Source organism: Allobosea sp. FW305-C-101 (genome assembly GCF_058783685.1).
The window spans coordinates 1,072,762-1,091,432 of record NZ_JBYSYT010000002.1 but is presented as its reverse complement, the minus strand read 5'-3'; the positions used below and the strand labels follow the sequence as shown (position 1 = coordinate 1,091,432).

General features: G+C 66.4%; 17 protein-coding genes. 12 read left to right on the top strand and 5 right to left on the bottom strand.

Annotated elements, in window-relative coordinates; translation table 11 throughout:
• Window positions 1-63: 63 nt before the first annotated feature.
• Window positions 64-1,098, top strand: a complete 1,035-nt coding sequence (locus AC3WMA_RS12830) for a GSCFA domain-containing protein (protein WP_492285735.1) — start codon at window positions 64-66, stop codon at window positions 1,096-1,098.
• Between the two features lie 15 nt (window positions 1,099-1,113).
• On the opposite strand, the gene AC3WMA_RS12825 is transcribed toward AC3WMA_RS12830, so the two are convergent.
• Window positions 1,114-1,806 (bottom strand): TetR/AcrR family transcriptional regulator, encoded by a 693-nt coding sequence (locus tag AC3WMA_RS12825; RefSeq protein WP_492285734.1) that lies wholly within the window; start codon window positions 1,804-1,806, stop codon window positions 1,114-1,116.
• A 143-nt stretch (window positions 1,807-1,949) separates the two neighbouring features.
• Here AC3WMA_RS12825 and AC3WMA_RS12820 point away from each other — a divergent pair, with 143 nt between their 5' ends.
• The 6 genes from AC3WMA_RS12820 to AC3WMA_RS12795 are packed head-to-tail and all read left to right on the top strand — an operon-like array spanning window position 1,950 to window position 8,216.
• Window positions 1,950-3,014 (top strand): ABC transporter ATP-binding protein, encoded by a 1,065-nt coding sequence (locus tag AC3WMA_RS12820; RefSeq protein WP_492285733.1) that lies wholly within the window; start codon window positions 1,950-1,952, stop codon window positions 3,012-3,014.
• Between the two features lie 39 nt (window positions 3,015-3,053).
• Window positions 3,054-4,100 (top strand): ABC transporter substrate-binding protein, encoded by a 1,047-nt coding sequence (locus tag AC3WMA_RS12815; protein ID WP_492285732.1) that lies wholly within the window; start codon window positions 3,054-3,056, stop codon window positions 4,098-4,100.
• 25 nt (window positions 4,101-4,125) lie between these two features.
• On the top strand, window positions 4,126-4,962 hold the full coding sequence (locus AC3WMA_RS12810; protein WP_492285731.1) for an ABC transporter permease: 837 nt from the start codon (window positions 4,126-4,128) through the stop codon (window positions 4,960-4,962).
• Window positions 4,959-5,768 (top strand): ABC transporter permease, encoded by an 810-nt coding sequence (locus AC3WMA_RS12805; RefSeq protein ID WP_492285730.1) that lies wholly within the window; start codon window positions 4,959-4,961, stop codon window positions 5,766-5,768. The genes AC3WMA_RS12810 and AC3WMA_RS12805 overlap by 4 nt, the downstream gene beginning before the upstream one ends.
• The gene (locus AC3WMA_RS12800; RefSeq protein ID WP_492285729.1) at window positions 5,761-7,377 is read left to right on the top strand and encodes a class I adenylate-forming enzyme family protein; all 1,617 of its coding nucleotides are present in this window, start codon (window positions 5,761-5,763) and stop codon (window positions 7,375-7,377) included. The genes AC3WMA_RS12805 and AC3WMA_RS12800 overlap by 8 nt, the downstream gene beginning before the upstream one ends.
• 41 nt (window positions 7,378-7,418) lie before the next feature.
• A complete protein-coding gene (locus tag AC3WMA_RS12795) occupies window positions 7,419-8,216 on the top strand; it encodes an enoyl-CoA hydratase/isomerase family protein (protein ID WP_492285728.1) in 798 nt (265 codons plus the stop codon).
• Between the two features lie 15 nt (window positions 8,217-8,231).
• Here the strand turns inward: AC3WMA_RS12795 and AC3WMA_RS12790 are convergent, their stop codons facing one another.
• The gene (locus AC3WMA_RS12790) at window positions 8,232-9,557 is read right to left on the bottom strand and encodes an MFS transporter (protein ID WP_492285727.1); all 1,326 of its coding nucleotides are present in this window, start codon (window positions 9,555-9,557) and stop codon (window positions 8,232-8,234) included.
• A gap of 183 nt (window positions 9,558-9,740) precedes the next feature.
• Here AC3WMA_RS12790 and cyoA point away from each other — a divergent pair, with 183 nt between their 5' ends.
• From cyoA to AC3WMA_RS12765, 5 genes are all read left to right on the top strand, one after another.
• Window positions 9,741-10,823, top strand: a complete 1,083-nt coding sequence (cyoA, locus tag AC3WMA_RS12785) for a ubiquinol oxidase subunit II (protein ID WP_492285726.1) — start codon at window positions 9,741-9,743, stop codon at window positions 10,821-10,823.
• Window positions 10,824-10,834: 11 nt separating this feature from the next.
• The gene (cyoB, locus tag AC3WMA_RS12780; RefSeq protein WP_492285725.1) at window positions 10,835-12,832 is read left to right on the top strand and encodes a cytochrome o ubiquinol oxidase subunit I; all 1,998 of its coding nucleotides are present in this window, start codon (window positions 10,835-10,837) and stop codon (window positions 12,830-12,832) included.
• Window positions 12,833-12,841: 9 nt separating this feature from the next.
• Window positions 12,842-13,474 carry a cytochrome o ubiquinol oxidase subunit III gene (cyoC, locus tag AC3WMA_RS12775; protein ID WP_492285724.1) on the top strand — a complete coding sequence of 211 codons (633 nt, stop codon included), beginning with the start codon at window positions 12,842-12,844 and terminating at the stop codon, window positions 13,472-13,474.
• Window positions 13,471-13,854 carry a cytochrome o ubiquinol oxidase subunit IV gene (cyoD, locus tag AC3WMA_RS12770; RefSeq protein ID WP_492285723.1) on the top strand — a complete coding sequence of 128 codons (384 nt, stop codon included), beginning with the start codon at window positions 13,471-13,473 and terminating at the stop codon, window positions 13,852-13,854. Before cyoC ends, cyoD begins: the two co-directional genes overlap by 4 nt.
• 154 nt (window positions 13,855-14,008) lie before the next feature.
• Window positions 14,009-14,743, top strand: coding sequence for an SURF1 family protein (locus AC3WMA_RS12765; RefSeq protein WP_492285722.1), 735 nt, complete (start codon window positions 14,009-14,011; stop codon window positions 14,741-14,743).
• Window positions 14,744-14,848: 105 nt separating this feature from the next.
• On the opposite strand, the gene AC3WMA_RS12760 is transcribed toward AC3WMA_RS12765, so the two are convergent.
• The 3 genes from AC3WMA_RS12760 to AC3WMA_RS12750 all read right to left on the bottom strand — a co-directional run bounded on the left by AC3WMA_RS12760 (window position 14,849) and on the right by AC3WMA_RS12750 (window position 18,623).
• A complete protein-coding gene (locus AC3WMA_RS12760; protein ID WP_336810448.1) occupies window positions 14,849-15,847 on the bottom strand; it encodes an extracellular solute-binding protein in 999 nt (332 codons plus the stop codon).
• Between the two features lie 80 nt (window positions 15,848-15,927).
• The gene (locus AC3WMA_RS12755) at window positions 15,928-17,568 is read right to left on the bottom strand and encodes an ABC transporter permease (RefSeq protein ID WP_492285721.1); all 1,641 of its coding nucleotides are present in this window, start codon (window positions 17,566-17,568) and stop codon (window positions 15,928-15,930) included.
• Window positions 17,565-18,623: an ABC transporter ATP-binding protein gene (locus AC3WMA_RS12750; protein ID WP_492285720.1), complete on the bottom strand. Its 1,059-nt coding sequence runs from the start codon at window positions 18,621-18,623 to the stop codon at window positions 17,565-17,567. The genes AC3WMA_RS12755 and AC3WMA_RS12750 overlap by 4 nt, the downstream gene beginning before the upstream one ends.
• Window positions 18,624-18,671: the final 48 nt, after the last annotated feature.

The window sequence follows — 18,671 nt, the reverse complement described above, 5'->3', positions numbered from 1 at the left end:
AACGGCCTTCGCAGAGGCGCGAAGGCCCTCCGGCTATCGGCTTCCACGAACCAGGAGACGATCATGAAGATCGAATACGATGCGGGCACGGCCCTCTCGATCATGCGCGGCAATCCCGTGCGCGGCTGGACCTCGGGCAAGCCCGAGAAGATGGCGAGGGAGCGCCTGACCACGGGCGACTATGTCGCGGTGGAGCACAAGTCGAAGTTCAGGCTCGATCCGTCCGAGCCGATCTTCACCATGGGCTCCTGCTTCGCGCGCGAGGTCGAGAATATCCTGATGGCGCGCGGCCTGCCGCTGCTGCTCGAAGGCCATGGCGTGCCGGCTGAGCATTTCGAGAGCTGGAACGAGGAAAGCGGGCGCGGCGGCGGGGCCGATCGCGGCCAGCTCAGCCGGGGCGCGCTGAACAAGTACTCGGTGCGCTCCATGACGCACGAGATCAAGCGCGTCCTGCTCGGCGAGAGCTATCCGGACGAGGGGCTGATCGAACTTGCCCCCGGGCAGTGGTTCGATCCACAAGCCAGCGGTCTGAAGTTGCTCGATCGCGAGACGGCGCTCGCCAACCGCCAGCGCCTCACCGCTGCCACCGCGCAGATCAGGCAGGCGCGCGTCTGCTTCTTCACGCTCGGCCTGACGGAGACCTGGCTCGACGCCGAGACGGGCATCGCGATGAACGCCCATCCCGGCCCGGTCTGGCTGCAGCGCATGCCGGAGCGCTTCCGCTTCGTCGATTACGGCTATGATGCGACGCTGGCCGACATGCTCGACATCATCGGGCTGATCCGCGAGCACTGCTATCCGGAGATGCGCTTCGTCGTCACGGTCTCGCCGGTGCCGTTCGGCGCGACCTTCAAGGATGCCGATGTCATCGTCGCCAACAGCGCCTCGAAATCGGTGCTGCGGGCGGTGGCGGAGGAATTGTTCCGCCGCTTCGATTTCGTCGACTACTTCCCGAGCTACGAGATCGTGCTCAACTCGCCCCGGGCGCTCGCTTTCCAGGACGATCAGCTCCATGTCGCACGCGACATGGTCGGGCATGTGATGGAGACCTTCCAGAGCGCCTATCTGGCGCCGCAGGAGCAGCCGCAGGCGGCCTAGCGCTCGACGCTGCGATCAGGGATCGCGGCCGAGCAGGGAACGGTGCCAGCTCAGCGAGAGCGTCCCGGCGAAGTCGTCATCGCTGAGGCCGAGGGCGAGGCCGCGGGCGAAAACCTCGTGCAGGAGCTTGTCGACCATGGCGATGCAGCCCAGCGCCGTCGCGAGGCGCTGGGGGAGTGGCTGTGCCGCTAGCGAGGGCTCCTCGCGCTCCGCTGCGCGCAGGACACGATGGGCCAGAGCGAGATTGGCCTTGAGCCCGATCGCGGCAAACTCGTCGAGCTCGTCGGCGAGCTGCCCCTGGCAGCGCATCAGGCCGATATTCCGGCGATAGAGGTCGATATAGTAGAGATGGCCGACGACGAGGCGCTGGTAGAAGCTCTGGCCGGGCTGGCGCTGCGGCCGGTGCGCGCGAATTGCTTCCATGAAGGCGGTGAGCACGTCATGTGCGACGCCACGCTTGTCCTTCCAGTGCAGGTAGAAGGTGCCGTGGGCGAAATCGGCGCGCTTGCAGATATCGGCGACCTTGAGCCCGCCGAAGCCTGCATCCTGGATCAATTCCGCCGCCGCGATCATCAGCTTTCGGCGGGTCATCTCCGAGCGGGACAGTTTCGGCGCGACTTCGAGCTCGGCCCGCATGGCTTCGGGCAGGCTGAAGCCGGAGGTTGCGGCTCGCGGCTCGCTTGAGCCGGCGGTTGCGCTAACGGCCATTCTGGCCGCGTCGAGGGCTTCGTTCGCCTGCGTTGCGGATGGATGGCCGCTTGACACGTCTCGTCTCCGATTCACATACTGACATTGATATCAGTTTCAGGATCGTGATGCACCCATCTCTAGCACATCGCGGCGCGAAAGGGTTGCAGGCCTCCACAGGCGGGGCGCCGATCTCCTTTGCCGGGATCACGAAGCACTACGGGCCGGTCGAGGCGCTCCGGGAATTCTCGCTGGATATCGTGGGCGGGGAGTTCGTCACCTTCCTCGGACCTTCCGGCTCCGGCAAGACGACGGCGCTCAACATCCTTGCCGGCTTCATCGAGCCCAGCGCCGGCGACGTGCTGATCGACGGCGTCTCGATCACCCGCCTGCCGACCGAGAAGCGCAATGTCGGCATGGTCTTCCAGAGCTATTCGCTGTTCCCGCATATGGATGTCCGCGACAATGTCGCCTTTCCGCTGCGGATGCGGGGCGTGCCGAAGGCCGAACGCCATGCGCGGGCCGAGCAGGCGCTGGCGATGGTCCGGCTCGCGGGCTATGGCGGGCGCAAGCCGCATGAACTCTCCGGCGGCCAGCGCCAGCGTGTCGCCTGCGCCCGTGCCATCGTGTTCGAGCCGCGCGTGCTGCTGATGGACGAGCCGCTCGGCGCGCTCGATCTCAAGCTGCGCGAAGCGATGCAGGACGAGATCAAGGAGGTGCAGCGCCGCATCGGCTGCACGGTGATCTATGTCACGCATGACCAGGGCGAAGCGCTCGCGATGTCCGACCGGATCGTGGTGATGAGCGAGGGGCGCATCGAGCAGATCGGCGCGCCGGCCGCAGTCTATGACAGTCCCAGCAATGCCTTCGTCGCGCAATTCGTCGGCGAGACCAATTTCCTGCCCGCCGAGCTGACTGGGGGACGTCTCGCCTTCGCGGGTGCGGATGTACCTGCGCCGACTCGCTTGCCGGAAGGCTGGCGCGGGCGGGTGGCACTACGGCCGGAACATTTCACGCGGGTCGCGGAGGCCGGGGCTGCGCCTGCGCTCGCCGGGCGGATCGGCGACGTCGCCTTCCATGGCGGCAGTTACCGCTATGTCGTCGAGACCGAGAAGGCCGGGCGCGTGATCGTGCAGGAGCAGCGCCGCCATGGCGGCGACGGGCCGGTCGCCGGTGCGCCGGTGACGCTAGGATTCAGCCTGGAAAGGGCCGCGTTCCTCGACGGCTGACGATCGATTCCACGACATAACAAGGGGAGGGAACGAACGATGACCGCAGTGACGAGACGTGACATGGGCCGCCTGGCATTGGGTGGCGCCGCGTTGACCGCAATGGGCGCGAGCGCCCGCGCGCAGGCCGTGACGATCACCGTCAACGGCTCGGGCGGCAGCCTCGCCAAGTCGCTGGAGCGGATCTACGAGAAGCCCTTCACCGCCGAGACCGGAGTTGGCGTTCGCGCCACGGCGCCCGTCTCGCTCGCCAAGCTCAAGGCGATGGTCGAGACCGGCAACATGGAATGGGACCTGACCGAGATGGGCGGGGCCGACATGATCGAGGCCGTGAAGAACAACTGGCTGACCGAAATCGACTGGTCGATCGTCGATCCCGACAACAAGCTGCCGCCGATCGCCCGCCAGAAATACGGCATGGTCACCTCGACCTTCTCGACCGTGATCGCCTATCGCACCGACAAGTTCGGCGGGAAGGCGCCGAAATCCTGGGCCGATTTCTGGGACGTGAAGACCTTTCCGGGGCCGCGCGCGCTGCAGGATTCGCCGGTGCAGAACCTTGAATTCGCGCTGCTCGCCGACGGCGTGCCGGCCGACAAACTCTATCCGCTCGATGTCGAGCGCGCCTTCAAGAAGCTCGACCAGATCAAGCGCCATGTCGCGGCCTGGTGGACGACCGGCGCCCAGCAGGTCCAGCTCCTCGTCGATGGCGAGGCGGTGATGGGCACGGTCTGGAATGGGCGCGTACCGCCGCTCAAGAAGGAGGGCAAGCCGGTCGACATCGTCTGGAACGGCGGGGCGCTCCAGCTCTCCTACTGGGCGGTGCCGAAGGGCGCCAAGCACCCCAAGGAGGCGATGCGTTACATGAAGACGCGCCTCGATCCCGACAAGGGCGTCCAGCTCCTGCAGGATTCGCCTTATCCCGGCTTCGCGCCCGGCCTGATCGAGAAGGTCGATCCGGCGCTTGCGAAAATCCTGCCGATCCATCCGGACAATGTCGCGGTGCAGTATTCGTTCAATCCGGAATACTGGAGCGAGCACCGGCCGAAGCTGACCGAGCGCTGGGCCGCCTGGCTACTGAGCTGAGGGTCAAGGGCCGGGGACAGGTAACGTGCTCAGGAAGTCGATGGTGGCGCCGCTTCTGGCCGCGCCGCTCCTGCTGCTCTTCGCGATCTTCTTCGTGGTCCCGTTCGTCGAGATCATGCGGATCTCGTTTGCGGGCAAGGGCGGGGCATGGGCCGGCGTCAGCTGGCTGATGTCCTCGCCCGTCTTCGCGGTGGTCTTCCTGAACACGCTGAAGCTCGCGCTAAGCGTAACGCTGATCTGCCTCGTCCTCGGCTATCCCGCCGCCTGCTTCATTGCCGGCCAACCGGCCTCGCGGCGGGGCATCTATCTCGCGCTGGTGCTCTTGCCGTTCTGGACCAGCGTGCTCGTGCGCACCTACACATGGTCGCTTGTGCTCGGGCGCGAGGGGCTGCTCAACGCCTCGCTGATCTGGCTCGGGATCACCTCCGAGCCGCAGCGCTTCATGTTCACGCCATTGGCCGTGCATCTCGGCATGGTGCAGATCCTGCTGCCGGTCGCGATCCTGACGCTGGTCGGCGTGATGACCGAGCTCGATGCGGGGCTGGTCCGGGCGGCGCGCGTGCTGGGGGCCTCGCCCTGGCGAGCCTTCTGGCATGTCTACCTGCCGATGACGAAGCCCGGCATCGTCGCGGCTGCGATGCTGCTCTTCATCCTCTCGCTCGGCTTCTACATCACGCCAGCGCTGCTCGGCGGGCCGCGCCACCGCACCATCGCCAACCTGATTGACCTCCAGGTCCACCAGATGAACGACTGGACGGCGGCTTCCGCCATGGCGCTCGTGCTGCTGGCGACGACGATCGCCGCAGTCGCGCTGCTGCGCTGGCTGGTGCCGGAGCGCAATCTCTACGGAGGTGCGCGATGAGCCCCCGCCTCGTCCGCATCGCGCTCGCCCTCTGGTTCTGCGCGATCGTGTTCTTCCTGCTGTTTCCGCTGGTCGTCCTGATCCCGCTCTCCTTCAACGAGTCGGAGATCCTGAGCTTCCCGCCAAGCGCCTGGTCGCTGCGCTGGTACCGCGTGCTGTTCACCGATGCGTCCTGGAGCGGGGCGCTCTGGCTCAGCGTCAAGATCGGCGTGCTCGTGACGATCCTGTCGGTCGCCATCGGGACGGCCAGCGCATTGGCGATCGTGCGCCATCGTCTGCCGGGCGCCGGATTGCTCTACGGGCTCGCGATCGCGCCCTTGATCGTGCCCGGCATCGTCATCGCGCTCGGCATGTTCATGCTGTTCGCGCGGCTGAAATGGCTGGAGAGCCTGACCACGCTGGTCCTCGCTCATACGGTTGTCGCTGTGCCCTATGTCATTGTCGTGGTCAGCGCGGCCCTGCGCAATCTCGACGAGACGATCGAGCGCGCGGCGCGCGTGCTTGGCGCCGGGCCGTGGCGGAGCTTCCTGCTGGTCACATTGCCGGCGCTCAGGCCCGCGATTCTGGCCGGAGCGATGTTCGCCTTCTTCGCTTCCTTCGACGACCTGATCATCACGCTCTTCGTCTCCGGAGCGATCGAGACCCTGCCGCTCCGGATCTGGAACGACCTCAATCTCAGGCTCGACCCGACCGTCGCCGCCGCCGCCTGCGTGATGGTGGCGATGTCGATGGTCGGGCTCGGCATCGCGGAAATCGCGCGCAGCGCCGGCTTGCGCCGGCTCAGGACGGAACAGGCCGATGGATAGGGAATTGCAGGAAGCCGCGGAGTTGCGCGCGCTGATCGAGGCCGAGCCGTTCCCGCGCAATCTCGCGGCCTTCATCGAGGCTTGTGCCGCCGAAATGGGCGATGCCCCGGCGGCGAATTTCTTCGAGGCGGGCATCGTCCTGAGTTATCGCGAGCTTGCCGAGAAGACGCGTTCGCTCGCGGCGGGGCTGGCGGCGCGCGGCATCGGCTTCGGCGACCGCGTCGGCGTGATGCTGCCGAACATTCCGGCCTTTCCGCTGACCTGGCTAGCGCTGGCGCGGATCGGCGCGATCATGGTGCCGGTCAATGTCCGCTATACCCCGCGTGAGGTCGCCTATGTGCTGACCGATAGCGGTGCGGAGACGATCGTGATCGAGGCCGGCGTGCTGGCCGAGATCGGTGAGGCGCCGGAGGTCAGGGATCTCGCGGCTTTCGCCAGGCCGATCGTCGTCGGTGGTGCGGGCGACTGGGAAAAGCTGGCCGCGACCCCGGCGGCGGATTTCGTCCCGACGCGGGAGCCGGAACTCGATGACCTCATCAACATCCAGTACACCTCGGGCACGACCGGCTTTCCCAAGGGCTGCATGCTCAGCCATCGCTACTGGCTGACGCTCGGCCGGGTCGCGGCGATGCGCGCCAACGGCATCGTCAAGCATGTCATCGCGGCCCAGCCCTTCTACTACATGGACCCGCAATGGCTGCTGCTGATGGCGATGCGCCTGAAGGGCACGCTCTTCGTTGCGGCCAAGGCCTCGGGCACCAATTTCCTCGACTGGGTTCGGCGTTACGGTATCGAATACTGCATCTTCCCGCAGATCGTCCTGAAGCAGGCGCCGCGGCCGGATGACCGCGATATCCCGCTGAAGATGGTCTCGGTCTTCGGCCTGCGGAAGAACATGCATGCCGAGCTGGAGGAGCGTTTCAACGTGGTGGCGCGCGAGAGCTTCGGCATGACCGAGGTCGGCTCGGCGCTGTTCACGCCCTATGGCGCGACCTCGATGGTCGGCTCCGGCACCTGCGGCATCGCCTCGCCCTTTCGCGAAGCGGCTGTTCGCGACGAGGACGGCAACGAGGTTCCCCCCGGCGAGATCGGCGAATTGTGGATTCGCGGCCCCGGCATCCTGCAGGGCTACTGGAACAAGCCCGAAGCCAATGCCGACAGCTTCCGCGAGGGCGGCTGGTTCCGCACTGGCGATCTGTTCCGGCGCGACGAGCGCGGCTTCCACTATATCGTCGGGCGGATCAAGGACATGATCCGCCGCTCGGGCGAGAATATCGCGGCGCGCGAGGTCGAGGCGGTGATGCTCGGCTGGCAGGATATCCTCGAAGCCGCGGCGATTCCCGTCCCGGATATCGATCGCGGGCAGGAGGTGAAGGCCTGCATCGTGCTGAAGCCGGGCGTCGCGGCCGATGCCTTCGATGTCGACGGCTTCTTCGCGCATTGCAGCGCGCATCTCGCGCCGTTCAAGGTGCCGCGCTTCCTCGAATTCCGCGCGAGCCTGCCGAAAACCCCGTCCGAGAAGGTCGCCAAGCACGTCATCGTCGGCGAGCGGGAGGACCTGCGCGCCGGCGCCTATGACCGGCTGTCCCGCGGCTGGCTCGCCGGCTGAATCGTTTCCGTTTCGAGTTTCCGCGCCGAAGGAGAACCGCCTTGCCGCTTCGCTACGAGAAGGATGGCGACATCGCCGTCTTCACCATCGAGAACGGGTCGGTGAACCCGACCAATCCGATGATCCACAAGGAGCTCTTCCTCGCGCTGAAGGACTTCCTGGCGGACACCTCGATCCGCTGCGGCATCCTGACCGGGGCGGGCGAGCGCGGCTTCTGCGCCGGCGACGACATCAAGACCAGCTACAAGCGCGGCACCACCTCGCGCGACGAGCTCGCCGATCATCTCTGGCCGCATAATGGCGAGGGCGAGACGCCGCATGATTTTTCCTGGTCGCGCGACGTTCTCGCGTTGGAGCGCTTCAAGCCGATCATCGGCGCGGTCAATGGCTGGTGCCTCGGGCAGGGCATGATCTACCTGCTCTCGCTGACCGATATCCGGATCGCCTCGACCAACGCGAAATTCGGCTTCCCCGAGATCGCCTATGGCATGGGCGGGGCTGGCGGCACCTCGCGGCTCGGCCTGCAACTGCCGCATACGGTCGCGATGTGGATGCTTCTGACCGGCGAGCCGATGGAGGCCGAGGAGGCCCTGTCGCATCGTCTGGTCAACAGGGTCGTCGCGCCGGATGCCCTGATGGCGACGGCCCGCGAGGTCGCCGGCAAGATCGCGCGCCATCCGCCGGAGGCCGTACGGGTCGAGATGGAGGCCTATTATCGGGGCCGCGAACTTTCGCGCGCCGATGCGCTGGCCTTCACCAAGCATCTCTACCGGGTGCAGCGCATGGGCCTGCGCGAGGAGCCGGTCCAGCCGGACCGTTTCCTGTATCGGCAGGGCTGAGACGGACGTGGCGCGCTATTCGTAGCGCGCTTCCAGCCGCCGATCGATCCACAGAGCCGCCAGCGTGCAGAGCGCGCCGGAGAGCAGGTAGAGCCCGACCCAGGCGAGACCGAAGGCGCTGGACAGCGTCAGCGCCACCAGCGGGGCGAAGCCGGCGCCGATCAGCCAGGCGAGGTCGGAGGTCAGGGCTGCGCCGGTATAGCGGTATTGCGGCTTGAAGCTCGACGCGACCGCGCCGGCGGTCTGGCCATAGGCGAGGCCGAGCAGGCCGAAGCCGACGATGACATAGATCGTCTGGCCGGCGAGGCTGTCGCCGAAGAGCAGCGGCGCGACGATGCTGGACAGGCTGAACAGCGCGATCATGCCGCCCGAGAGCAGGAGCGTGTTGCGGCGGCCGATCTGGTCGGCGATCAGGCCGGAGGTCACGACCGCGCCGGCGCCGACGACGGCGCCCGCGCTCTGCACCAGCAGGAACTCCGAGACCGAACGGTTGGTGAAAAGGTTGATCCAGCTGACCGGGAAGATGGTGACGAGGTGGAAGAGCGCGAAGCTCGCCAGGGGGACGAAGGCGCCGAGGATGAGCGTGCTGCCGTGGACGCGGATGAGCTCCACCACCGGAACCGGCATCAATTCGCGGGTCTGCATCAGCTCGGCGAATTCAGGGGTCGCGACCATGCGCAGGCGGGCGAAGAGCGCGACGACATTGATCGTCAGCGCGACGAAGAACGGATAGCGCCAGCCCCAGCTGAGGAAGTCCTCCCTGGAGAGCGCGCCCTCGAAATAGGCGAAGAGACCGGCGGCGAGGATGAAGCCGAAGGGCGCGCCGAGCTGCGGAAGCATCGCGTACCAGCCGCGGCGGTTCGGCGGAGCGTTGAGGGCGAGCAAGGAGGACAGGCCATCCCAGGCGCCGCCGAGCGCGATGCCCTGCAGCAGGCGGAAGCCGGCGAGGATGACGATCGACCAGATGCCGAGCGTCGCATAGCCCGGCAGGAAGGCAATCGCCGCCGTCGAGCCGCCGAGCAGGAAGAGCGCGGCCGTGAGCTTGGTCCCGCGGCCGTAGCGCCGGTCGATCGCGAAGAACAGCACCGAGCCGATCGGACGGGTGACGAAGGCCAGCGCGAAGATGCCGAAGGCGTAGAGCGTACCGGTCAGTCGGTCGGCGAAGGGGAAGACCAGCTCGGGGAAGACCAGCACGCAGCCCAGCCCGAAGACGAAGAAGTCGAAATATTCCGAGGTTCGCCCGATGATGACGCCGAGCGCGATATCGGTCGGTGCCACATGGCCGTGGCCGTGCTCGCCTGTCTTGTGACTCGATGAACGGCTCGCCGCGTCAGCGCTCATGACCGCGAATTCCTCTTTGGCGGGCCGGCCGTCAGAACCGGACTTGCCCGCACCTCCTGCAAATGGATACGGTGGATAGAAGCCACCCGTCAAACCGCCGCAATGGGACAGATTGTCCGATGTGCAGTGCGGGAGAATGGGAATAGAGAACGGCGGTCCCGGATCAGGGAGGTCTCGAGTCTCTTGAGAATCTTTCGAACTCTATCGATTTTGCCGTTGTTCGCGCTGCTCGGCGGCTGCCAGATGGTCCTGCTCGGCCCATCCGGCGATGTTGCGTTGCAGCAGCGAAACCTCCTGCTCGCCTCGACGGCGCTGATGTTGCTGGTCATCGTGCCGGTGATGGCGCTGACGATCTTCTTCGCCTGGCGCTACCGCGCCTCGGCCAAGGCGAGCTACGACCCGGACTGGAACCACTCGCTGCCGCTGGAGGTGGTGATCTGGTCGGTGCCGCTGCTGATCATCGTCATCCTGGGCGCCATGACCTGGATGGGCACGCATCTGCTCGATCCCTATCGCCCGCTCAACCGGATCAGCGCCAGCAAGCCGGTGGTCGAGGCCAAGGCCGGCGGCAACGGGGTCAAGAAGGAACCACTCGTCATCCAGGTCGTCGCGCTCGACTGGAAATGGCTGTTCCTCTACCCGGCGCAGGGCATCGCCTCGCTCAACGAGGTGGTGGCGCCGGTCGATCAGCCGATCGAGTTCCGCATCACCTCGTCCTCGGTGATGAACTCGCTCTTCATTCCCGCGCTTGCCGGCCAGATCTACGCGATGCCGGGCATGCAGACCAAGCTCAACGCCGTGATCAACCATGCCGGCGAGTTCGAGGGCTTCTCGGCCAATTACAGCGGCGCCGGCTTCTCCGACATGCGCTTCCGCTTCCGCGGCGTCGACGACAAGGGCTTCGGCGACTGGGTGCAGGGCGCGATCCGCAACGGCAGCACGCTCGGGCGCGAGGAATATCTCGTGCTGGAGCGCCCGAGCGAGCGCGAGGCTGTGCGCTATTTCCGCGACATCCCGTCCGATCTGTTCAGCGCCGTCCTCAACATGTGCGTCGACCGGGCCAAGATGTGCACGCGCGACATGATGGCGCTGGACGCCAAGGGCGGCGGCGGCAAGGAGGGCATCCATATCGTCGCGCAGCTCGAATACGACAAGAGCGTGCGCCGGGGCGGGCAGCCGATGCCGCCGCGCCCGTTCGTGACGGCGATCTGCACGCCGACCGATGTCTACGGCACCGCGGGCGTCACCGCCCGCGCCGCCAACTAGGCGAGTGAGCGATGACCTATCCCGACTGGTGGAAGCTGATCTTCGGCCGCTTCACCCTTGAAGCGATCCCCTATCACGAGCCGATCCTGATCGGGACCTTCGCCGTGGTGGCGCTCGGCGGCCTCGCGCTCGTCGCGCTGGTCACCCGCTACAGGCTCTGGGGTTATCTCTGGCATGAGTGGTTCACCAGCGTGGACCACAAGAAGATCGGGATCATGTACATGATCCTCGGCGTGATCATGCTGCTGCGCGGCTTCGCCGACGCGCTGATGATGCGCGGCCAGCAGGCGATCGCCTTTGCCGGCAATGAGGGCTACCTGCCGCCGCACCATTACGACCAGATCTTCACGGCGCATGGCGTGATCATGATCTTCTTCGTGGCGATGCCCTTCGTCACCGGCCTGATGAACTATGTCGTGCCGCTGCAGATCGGCGCGCGCGACGTCGCCTTCCCGTTCCTCAACAATTTCTCGTTCTGGATGACGGTCGGCGGCGCCGTGCTGGTGATGATGTCGCTCTTCGTCGGCGAATTCGCCAAGGTCGGCTGGCTCGCCTATCCGCCGCTCTCGGGGGCCGCCTACTCGCCCGGGGTGGGCATGGACTACTACCTATGGGCCCTGCAGATCGCGGGCGTGGGCACGACCCTGTCCGGCGTCAACCTGATCGCGACCATCGTGAAGATGCGCGCGCCCGGCATGGACATGATGAAGATGCCGGTCTTCACCTGGACGTCGCTGTGCACCAACGTGCTGATCGTCGCGACCTTCCCGATCCTGGCGGCCACGCTCGCGCTGCTCACGCTCGACCGCTATGTCGGCACGAATTTCTTCACGAACGATCTCGGCGGCAACCCGATGATGTACGTGAACCTGATCTGGATCTGGGGCCACCCGGAGGTCTACATCCTGATCCTGCCGATCTTCGGCGTTTATTCGGAGGTGGCCTCGACCTTCTGCGGCAAGCGCCTCTTCGGCTATGCCTCGATGGTCTATGCGACGGTGGTCATCACCATCCTGTCCTATCTCGTCTGGCTGCACCATTTCTTCACGATGGGCTCCGGCGCCAGCGTGAATTCCTTCTTCGGCATCACGACGATGATCATCTCGATCCCGACGGGCGCGAAGATCTTCAACTGGCTGTTCACAATGTATCGCGGTCGCATCCGCTTCGAATTGCCGATGCTGTGGCTGCTCGCCTTCATGATCACCTTCGTCATCGGCGGCATGACCGGTGTGATGCTCGCCGTGCCGCCGGCCGATTTCATCCTGCATAACAGCCTGTTCCTGATCGCCCATTTCCACAACGTCATCATCGGCGGCGTGGTCTTCGGCGTCTTCGCCGGCATCGCCTACTGGTTCCCCAAGGCTTTCGGCTTCAAGCTCGATAAGTTCTGGGGCCTGCTCTCCTTCTGGTTCTGGGTGATCGGCTTCTACGTCGCCTTCATGCCGCTCTATATTCTCGGCCTGATGGGCGTGACGCGGCGTCTCAGCCGCTTCGAGGACCCCTCGCTGCAGATCTGGTTCGTGATCGCGGCCTTCGGCGCCGTGCTGATCGCGCTCGGCATCCTCTGCTTCATCATCCAGATCGCGGTCAGCATCATCAGGCGCGAGCCATTGCGCGACACGACCGGCGACCCATGGGACGGGCGCACGCTGGAATGGTCGACCTCCTCGCCGCCGCCGGCCTATAATTTCGCGTTCACGCCGATCGTGCATGAACTCGATGCCTGGGCCGACATGAAGAAGCGCGGCTACCGGCGCCCGCTCGGCGGCTTCAGGCCGATCCACATGCCCCGGAACACGGGCGCTGGCGTGATCATCGCCGGGCTCGCCACGATCTGCGGCTTCGCGCTGATCTGGTACATCTGGTGGCTGGCGGCGCTGACCTTCGTCGGCGTGGTCGCGACCGCGATCGCGCATAGCTTCAACTACGACCGCGACTTCCACATTCCCACTGAGGCGATCGTGCAAGAAGAAGAAGCGCGCAGCCGACAGCTCGGACGGGCCTGAGGGGCGATGATGGCCAAGGCGAAAGCACAGGCACAGGCCGCGAGCGTTCCGGCATTCTACGTCACCGGGGACGAGCACGCCCATTCCGGCGGCTCGACCATGCTCGGCTTCTGGCTCTACCTGATGAGCGACTGCCTGATCTTCGCAGTCCTCTTCGCGACTTATGGCGTGCTCGGGCGCAACTACGCGGCGGGACCTTCAGGGGCCGACCTGTTCGATCTCAGGCTGGTCGCGGTCAACACGGCGATGCTCCTGTTCTCCTCGATCACCTACGGCTTTGCCATGCTGGCCATGGACAAGGGCAAGCAGGCGCTGATGCAGCGTTGGCTCCTCGTCACCGGGCTCTTCGGCCTCGCCTTCCTGGCGATCGAGCTCTACGAGTTCGCGCATCTCATCCGCGAAGGCGCGACGCCGATGCGCAGCGCCTTCCTGTCCTCGTTCTTCACGCTGGTGGGCACCCACGGCCTGCACGTCACCTTCGGCCTGATCTGGCTGACGGTGCTGATGGTGCAGGTTTCGAAGCGCGGGCTGATCGAGGCCAACCGGCGCCGGCTGCTGTGCCTCTCGATGTTCTGGCACTTCCTCGACGTCATCTGGATCGGCGTCTTCACCTTCGTCTATCTGATGGGCGTGCTGAAATGAGCGGTTCCCAAAGCCACGTCGACCCGCACGCCGAGCCGCATGGCGCCCATGGCGACGACCATGCCCCGCATGGCAGCCTGCGCGGCTATGTCACCGGCTTCCTGCTCTCGGTCGTCCTGACGGCGATCCCGTTCTGGCTCGTCATGAACGACGTGCTGGGGAACGCGACGCTGACGGCGATCGTGATCATGGCCTTCGCGGCCGTGCAGATCGTCGTGCACATGGTCTATTTCCTGCACATGAACGGCCGTTCCGAGGGCGGCTGGAACATGATGGGCCTGATCTTCACCATCGTCATCGTGGTGATCGTGCTCGCCGGCTCCCTGTGGGTGATGTACCACCTCAACACCAACATGATGCCGGACATGCACAGGATGTGAGAGCCCGCTTGCCCGCTCTGCTGTGGCGGCCGACTGACGGTGTTTCCTGCGCTTCCGGCGCTTACGTACCGATGTGCGCTCCGCTCCGGTTCTCGAAAATACCGCCATTCGCCTCCCCACAGCGAGCAGCCCAGCAGCCTCTGGAAGCGCGACGATGACGCCGCTGGAAACAGGAGTGAGGCGCCGTCCGCGAGTGGCCCGGTTTGTCTTTGCGACCGCGCTTGGTGTGTTTGCACTGGTCTTCGCCGGGCTCGGGATCTGGCAGATTGAACGCCGCAGCTGGAAGCTCGACCTGATCGCCCGCGTCGCAGCACGGATTCATGCTGCCCCCGTCGCGGCGCCGGGGTCGGCGGAGTGGTCGAAGATCAGCGCAGCCACCGACGAATACCGCCGCGTCTTGCTGCAAGGCCGCTATCTCGATGCACCGGAGACGCTGACCATGGCGGTGACGGAGCGCGGGCCCGGCTTCTGGGTGATGGCGCCGTTCCGCAGCGATGCCGGCTTCACCGTGCTGGTCAACCGCGGCTTCGTGCCGGAGGACCGGCGCAACGCGAGCGAGCGGCGGGCGGCAGACACGAAGGTGGTCGGCCTGTTGCGTCTGAGTGAGCCCGGTGGCGGCTTCCTGCGCAGCAACGATCCCGCTGCCGGCCGCTGGTATTCGCGGGATGTCGCCGGGATCGCGACAGCGCGAGGGCTGGGCGTGGTCGCACCCTATTTCGTCGATGCCGACACATCTTCCGAACCCGGCCCGCTGCCGCAGGGCGGCATGACCCAGGTCAGCTTTCGCAACACGCACCTGATCTATGCGCTGACCTGGTTCTGCCTCGCGCTGATGAGTGCGGGCGCCGCGGTCTTCCTGATCCGCCGGGGCGAGGACGAAGCGCAGTGAGGTGGCTTCAACCGGGCGGCTCCTCAAACGAAATCAGGCGCCCGGAGGCGCCTGAGAGCTGTTGCGATACCGCCCCGTTCCGGACCTGCCGAAGCGGCGGCCCGCTTACTTCGTGGCGGTGCCGTAGGACTGCCAGCGCTTGAGGAACTCGTCGCGCTTGGCGGCGGCCTCGTCCTCGTCGATGGCGAAGACCTTGACGCTTTCCATGGCGGGCAATTCGACATGCTTGGAGACGTCGATGTCGCTGCGGCTCGGGCGGCGGAAGGCGTTCTCCAGCAGGGCGATCTGCGCTTCCTTCGACAGCATCAGGTCATACGCCGCCTTGGCGGCGGCGCCGGCCGGCGCGCCCTTGACCAGCACCTGGAACTCCGGCGTCGAGAAGGTGCCCTCGGCCGGGTAGAGCAGCGAGATCTCGCGCTGGCCGCCGGCGACATAGGCATAGGCGTTCGACTCGAAGGTCAGGCCCATGGCGAACTCGCCCTGGCCGACGGCGCGCAGCACCGTCGAGGCGGCGCTGGAGACGGTCAGGTTCGCGGCGAGCGCCTTGAGGCCGTCCGGACCCATCAGCTTGTCGACGCCCCAGAGGATGGTGAAGGCGGTCGAGCTGTTGGCGGGGTCGGCGATGATGATCTTGCCCTTGAAGGCGGGGTCGATCAGGTCCTTCCAGGTCTTCGGCGCTGGCTTCCCGCCGAGCTGGTTCTTGTTGATCATCGCCACGACGAGATGGACGTTCGAGGCGGTCCAGAGGTTCTCCGGGTGGCGCAGCGCGGCCGGAATGGCGGACGCGGCCGGGGAGGCATAGGATTCGAAGAGCTGCTTGAAGGCGCCGAGCGTATTGGCGCTGGAGCTCCAGAAGATGTCGGCCTGGGGCTTGGCGGCCTCGGCCTCGATGCGGCGCAGCAGCTGGCCCGAGCCGCCGGTGATCGTGCTGATCTTCAGGTTGGGCTGCTTCTCCTTGGCGACGCCGAGCACGGCATCGACGGACTGCGCGTTGTTGGAGGTGTAGAGCACGACGGTGCCCGAGGCGCTCTGGGCGAATGCGGGTGCGGCGGCCATGCCGGCGAGGCCGGCGAGCACGGTGCGGCGGTCGATCAGGTGGGTCATGGTCGTTCCTTTCATTCCGCCTTCCCCTCTGAGCGCGGGCGGCAGGCGGTGCCGGCCCGGCCTTGTGTTGTTCGGTTCGTTCAGCTCTTCGACGAGAACAGGTCGATCTTGAAGACGCGGGTCGCGACGATGATCGGGATCAGGATCACTGCGACCAGCACGAGCCCATAGGCCGAGGCAGGAGCCATCAGGTTGGAGTCGATCAGCTTGTAGATCTGGATCGGCATGGTCTCGCGCCCGCCGGAATAGACGATGATCGAGGCCGAGAGCTCGGCGACGGTGGTCGTCCAGGTCAGCACCGCCGCGGCGGCGACGGCCGGCAGCATCAAGGGCAGCACGACCTTGAAGAAGGTCGAGACCGGTGGCACGCCGAGGCTGATCGAGGCTTCCTCGATCGAGTTCGGGATGTTGTAGAGCGTCGAGGACGAGTTGCGGATGCCGAAGGGCAGGCGGCGCACGACATAGGCGAGCACGATGATGCTGGCCGTGCCGGTGAGCGGCAGGAAGCCGGTGTTGAAGGACATGATCAGGCCGATGCCGATGATCGTGCCGGAGAGGGCCAGCGGCAGCGCCGTCAGGTAGTCGAGCGCGGGCGTCAGGATGTTGCGCTTCTTGACGATGAGGTAGCTGACGATGGCCGAGAAGGTGATGCCGATCGCGGTCGCGGCGGCTGAATAGAGCAGGGTGTTGATCACCGGATCGGGCGCGATCCTGACGAGGCGCTCGACATGGGCCGTGGTCCACTCGCCCCAGCGCATGACCGGGCCGCGCGAGACGGTGAAGGCGCCGACGACGATCGAGCCCAGCGGCAGCAGCGAGACGATGACGAGGAGCCCGGCGGCAAGCCCGATGAAGAGGCCCGGCAGGCCACGCAGCTTCTCGGCGCGGGCGCCGCGGCCTTGCGTGACCTCGTGGCGGCCGCGCGAGACGATCCAGCGCTGGACGAAGAGCACGATCATCACGAGCGCGATCGAGACGGTGGCGAGCGTCGACTGCATCACCGGGTCGGAGCCGCCCTCGGCGACGGCGGCCTGATAGGTCAGGACCGAGAGCAGCGGCACGCGGCTGCCGAGGATGGTGGCGGTCGCGAAATTGCCGACGACCAGCGTGAAGACCAGGAGCGCGCTCGCGAGAACCGAGGGCAGCACCACCGGCAGCATGACGTTGAGGCGCGAGCGGGCGGGCGAGGTGCCGAGGCTTTGGGCAGCTTCCTCGAGCTGCACGTCGAAGCCGCGGATGGCGGCGAGCGTGCCGATATAGGTGTAGGTGTAATAGGTGAAGGTCATCACCGTGATCAGGCCGGGCCAGCCGTAGAAGCTCGGCATGTCGATGCCGTGGCCGCCGAGCCAACGGGTGATGAAGCCGTTATTGCCGAGCATCATCAGCCAGGTCTGGGCGGCGATGACCTCGGGGATGACCAGCGTGACCAGCGGCAGCACCGCGACGATGCCCTTGCCGGGAAAGTCGAAACGCGCCGTGAAATAGGCGAGCGGCACGCCGATCAGCGTCGTGGTCAGCGTCACCGCGATGCCGAGCACGATGGTGTTGACGATGGCGGCGAAATATTTGGGGTCGCCAGCGAGCGTCACCCAGCCGTTGCGGCCGCCGCTGCCGATCGAGCCGGTCAGGACGTTGAGCAGGGGATAGAGCAGGAAGACGGCCAGGATCGCCAGCGCCAGCGCAGAGAACCAGAACCAGATCGAGCTGAACTGGCGGGTCATGACGCGAGCACCAGCGTGCGGGCGGGGTCGAAGCCGAGGCCGACGGCCGCGCCGGGCTCGAAGCGGTCATGCGCGCCGCTTTGCAGGTCGACCGCGAGCACGCGGCCGCTGTCGAGCGCGACCTTGTAGCTGGTCTTGCCGCCGAGATACTGGCGATGCGCGATCTTGCCCGGCAGCGTGCCGGCCGTGCCGGGCTCGGCCAGCAGGATGTCCTCGGGGCGGGCCACCAGCCTCGCCTTGCCGGCGGCGAGGGCGGCCGGGGCGCGGGCCGTGATGGCGGCGCCGTCGAGCGCGATGGTCGCGGTCTCGCCGGCCTGCCGCGCGGCGGTCTCGACCGCGACGATATTGGCGCCGCCGACGAAATCCGCGACATAGCCGGTGCGCGGCTCGCGGTAGATCTGGGCGGGGGTGCCGACCTGCTCGAGCCGGCCCTGGTTCATCACGCCGATCCGGTCGGACATGGCGAGTGCCTCCTCCCGGTCATGGGTGACGAAGACCGTGGTGATCTTCGCCTCGCGCTGGAGCTCGACGATGGTCTCGCGCACCTGCAGGCGCAGCTTGGCGTCGAGATTGGAGAGCGGCTCGTCCATCAGCAGCACCTTCGGCTGGATGACGAGAGCGCGGGCGAGCGCGACGCGCTGGCGCTGGCCGCCGGAGAGCGCGGCCGGATGACGGGCGCCCAGATGGCCGAGGCCGACACGCTCCAGCGCTGCCTGAACCTTGGGCTTGATCGCGCTCTCCGCCAGCTTGCGGGCGCGCAGGCCGTAGGCGACGTTGTCGAAGACGGTCTTGTCCGGGAAGAGCGCGTAGTCCTGGAAGCACATGCCGATATCGCGCTTGTGCGGCGGCAGATGCGTCACCTCGGTGCCGCCGAAGCGCATATGGCCGCGCTCGGCCGGGACGAAGCCGGCGATGGTGCGCAGGAGCGTGGTCTTGCCGCAGCCGGACGGGCCGAGCAGCGTGAAGAACGTGCCCGGCTCGATCGTCAGCGCAAGCCCGTCGATGACGCGCTGCCCGCCATAGGCGACGGCCAGATCCTCGATCGCGATACCCATGGCGTTCCCCTCCAAAAGGAAGCTCCGGCGGATCGGCGCCGTCTCGGA